This window comes from Johannesbaptistia floridana (genome assembly GCF_057440575.1).
In genome coordinates this window covers 1-2,597 of record NZ_JALKVM010000152.1, presented here as the reverse complement: position 1 = coordinate 2,597, position 2,597 = coordinate 1, and the positions used below count along the sequence as shown (strand labels likewise).

The window sequence follows — 2,597 nt, the reverse complement described above, 5'->3', positions numbered from 1 at the left end:
CCCCGGCTTGCGCCCATACCCCGGCTTGCGCCCCTACCCCGGCTTGCGCCCATACCCCGGCTTGCGCCCCCTTTGGCTTGCGCCGCACGTTATATTACATTATTGAGGCGATCGCCTAAGCTTCTATAAAAGTTTCTTACTTAAGCTAACATGTTTTTATATGCTATAAAAGAAGGAAGATGAACTTTAATATTTATCTGGAAGAAGAGTTGAGTCGAAAGCTCAAAACTATTTGCCAAAAAACAGGTAAATCTCGTAATGCTTTAATTGAGGAAGCTGTGAGAGAATTTTTACAAAAATGCTATGAGGGTGAATGGCCAGAAGAGATTTTGAATTTTGAGGGAAGCCCAGAATTAGGGATTAATTTTGAATCCTATCGCCAAGAACTTTTACCTCCTAATCAAACAGGACTATCTTAGTGAAATATCTTTTAGATACTTGTGTAATCAGCGATTTTGTTAAAGGTGAACCTGGGACTAAAAGACAATTAAAAGCACATTCCCCTTCAGAATTGGCAGTGTCATCTATAACTGTCATGGAGATTGAATACGGCTTACAATTGAATCCATCGAAAGCTTTTAAACTGCGTCTTTTAGTTGAACAAATCCTTAACCTTTTAACTGTAATACCTTTTGGCAAATCAGAAAGTATTTGTGCTGTTGAAATTCGTACTTTTCTAAACACAAAAGGTATAGCTATTGGTTATTATGATGTGTTAATAGGAGCATCAGCTTTGATTAATGATTATATTTTAGTCACGGCTAATGTAGATGAATTTCAAAAAATTCCTGATTTAAAATTAGAAAATTGGCGGACTTAAACATAAGTTATTGTGTAAGTAAGAGTATTACTTAAACTAAATTTTGGGGATCAAGAGGTTTACTAACATGGCCTTGGTATCCATTATTTAAAGCTTTCTGTTGATCTTCTTTTCTAGCATAGGCAGTAAGAGCGATCGCTGGAATTTGTCATCCTAAAGTTCATTTCTCTACTTCAAAACTCATTACTCCTTACTCCTTACTCATCCCCAACCAGTAACTTTGGGTAAAGAGGCAAGATCTGAGTAAGGCTTGCCAATCATAAATGACGCTACTAGCATTAAAATCAGGCTCTTTGTGAAAAGGCTGGTGTAAATAATGTACAGAACAACCATTGACTTTAGTCTCAGATATAGATAGTGATTTATCTATAGATAGTTCTGAAGATAGGGGCACTTGAGAATACTGGGTAGGTTTTGCCTCAATCCCTTGTTGAGACTGCTTTGGGAGCGGGGAGCACTGGCCCTGGGGAGAAAGCGGAAAATCCCTCTCCCTGCTCCGGTCTCTCTGCTCCTCTGCTTGCCTCGAAGAAAAGTCAAAATCCTCAACCGAGGAGTATTGGGGCACTTGAACTAAAGCAAGAATAAAACTATCAGGTTTATTAAGGGCAGTAAGAATTTCATTTTTAGTCACAATCACAGATTTAGCCCCTTCAATACGTCCTTTTACCTCAATAAAGCGCAACTTACCTGTATTAGGAATACAAGATTCAATATCATAACCGAGATTTTCAGCGCTGACATCCCGGGGTTGAAATCCCAGAGATCGCTCTATAGCCATAACAGCATTCATCGCCATGATTTCTACCTCTTTAGTTTGATGAGAGAAGGTAGGGGGTGTGGTTTCTGGTTGCTGGGGGTGCAAAATACCTGCGGGGACAATTAGAGCAGCACCAATCACTACAGGAGGCAGGGGAGAGAGTTGGCGTTCTTGTTCTAATTCCCTTAAACGCTTCTCAAGACGTGCAGCTAAGTTATCGGCGCGTTGCTGCGCCTTAGAGGAATTGAGTTTAGCATTGACTTTACCAGCAACTTCTTGAAGTTGCAATTCTGTTGCCCGATGATCCCAGTAATTAATCTCTTTAGTCAAGCGGTCTTTTACTGCCGCCATAGTCTTAGTAATAAATTCTTCTTTTTTTTGTTTAATCTCTTGAAGATGCTGAGAAACTAGATGTTTTATGGCATAACTTTTAGCCTTGTTTTCAATATCTTCACGAAGACCAAAAGAATCAAGAAGTGGTGCCACTAATGGTTGTTCTTCTGGTTTTAGAGGACGATAATCTAGATAGGGAGCATAACCAGCATTTCTTGACTCACCATTGGAGAAAATCTCTACATACTGCATACGCCGTGAAACTACCCGACGTCTTCCCTCTTTGAGGGTACAGGCATCTTGTATAGAATGCTCTAAATATACCAATGCTCGCACTTGTTTACCTAAATCACTAGAATCTACTAATACAGCTCCACGGCGCAGTAAATCCCGATGGCGTTCTAGAATCAAATCTATGGTAGCATCTAAAAGAGGATGACCGGGACAAATAAATGCTGCTGGAGGTTTACCAGGGATGTTGAGTAGTTCCTTGTTAAAGCATACTCTTTCATAGCTACGGAGAATAGGTTCCCGAAGACCAATTTGGCGATCGCGCGTACGAATAACGGCAGGAACATTAGTAATTTCAAAGCGTCGGGGTTAAATACAGTTGAAAAATATCTACTCATTTATTCTTAAACTTGCTCATTTAATTAGCTAAATAGCCATAATGGATAAGTTTTAGTT

At 39.8% G+C, this 2,597-nt stretch carries 3 protein-coding genes; 2 read left to right on the top strand and 1 reads right to left on the bottom strand.

Annotation, left to right across the window (positions count from 1 at the left end; all coding sequences use genetic code 11):
- The first annotated feature begins 179 nt into the window (after positions 1-179).
- The gene (locus tag MW688_RS10430; RefSeq protein WP_486735913.1) at positions 180-419 is read left to right on the top strand and encodes a ribbon-helix-helix domain-containing protein; all 240 of its coding nucleotides are present in this window, start codon (positions 180-182) and stop codon (positions 417-419) included.
- Positions 419-820 carry a PIN domain-containing protein gene (locus MW688_RS10425; RefSeq protein WP_486735912.1) on the top strand — a complete coding sequence of 134 codons (402 nt, stop codon included), beginning with the start codon at positions 419-421 and terminating at the stop codon, positions 818-820. The genes MW688_RS10430 and MW688_RS10425 overlap by 1 nt, the downstream gene beginning before the upstream one ends.
- A 190-nt stretch (positions 821-1,010) precedes the next feature.
- On the opposite strand, the gene MW688_RS10420 is transcribed toward MW688_RS10425, so the two are convergent.
- Positions 1,011-2,321, bottom strand: a complete 1,311-nt coding sequence (locus MW688_RS10420; protein WP_486735911.1) for a protein NO VEIN domain-containing protein — start codon at positions 2,319-2,321, stop codon at positions 1,011-1,013.
- Positions 2,322-2,597 lie beyond the last annotated feature (276 nt).

What these genes read in the sequence shown, in the direction of transcription:
- MW688_RS10430 (WP_486735913.1), top strand. Translation starts at nt 180, where the DNA reads ATGAACTTTAATATTTATCTGGAAGAAGAGTTGAGTCGAAAGCTCAAA.